This is a genomic window from Chroococcidiopsis cubana SAG 39.79, assembly GCF_003991895.1.
Classification (GTDB): Bacteria; Cyanobacteriota; Cyanobacteriia; order Cyanobacteriales; family Chroococcidiopsidaceae; genus Chroococcidiopsis; species Chroococcidiopsis thermalis.
The window spans coordinates 1-677 of the sequence record NZ_RSCK01000283.1; the positions used below are offsets into that span (position 1 = coordinate 1).

Annotated in this window: 1 protein-coding gene; it reads left to right on the plus strand. The window is 45.8% G+C overall.

Translation table 11 applies throughout. The features are described from left to right. Positions 1-83 precede the first annotated feature (83 nt). On the plus strand, positions 84-617 hold the full coding sequence (locus DSM107010_RS37915; protein WP_127025471.1) for a hypothetical protein: 534 nt from the start codon (positions 84-86) through the stop codon (positions 615-617). Positions 618-677 lie beyond the last annotated feature (60 nt).

Sequence of the window (677 nt, forward strand, 5' to 3'; positions counted from 1 at the left end):
TCACCTGTTCATCAGTCTGCTTCTCTAGTTTACAGAGTCAACTGAAACTATTACACCTTATTTAATCCACGATCCTTAGAGGTGTGACTGATGAGTTGGCGCGATTAAATGAGCAGTTACGCATCAATAAAGAAGAGGGTGTAGATGATGGGGGTGCATTAGCAAAGCGAATAGATGACCTCCAAGCACTATCCGTAATGCTGGGCGAAGTTCAAGGAAAAGAGTCTGAGTGGTTAGCGACACAACTAGAGCAGGAGTGGGCGGCAGAGTGGTTGGAGCAGCAAAACGAGGAGATTGAGCGGCAAAACGATTTAGCGGAAGAGTTGAGGGAGAAGAGATTAGAGTCGCTGAGTGCAGAGTTGGACGCGATTAATGCAACGGGTGACGCGCTTTCCAACGCCTTCAAGTCGGCAATATTGGGAACGGAAAGCTTGGGTGAAGTTGCGCTAAACTTACTTAGCAACCTCTCTAGCAGGCTACTGGATATTGGGTTAAACAGCATTTTGGGTAGCGCTGGGTCGGGTAAAGGTATATTGGGCAACCTTTTTAACGGCTTACTCAATGCAGGGAACGGTGAATTTGGGATTTTTAACGGCAGCTTAGTACTACAGTTGTAGATAATTGTTAGAATAGGATAGAAGTGCGATTGCGATTGCTGTGATGTTTCAACAAGCTTT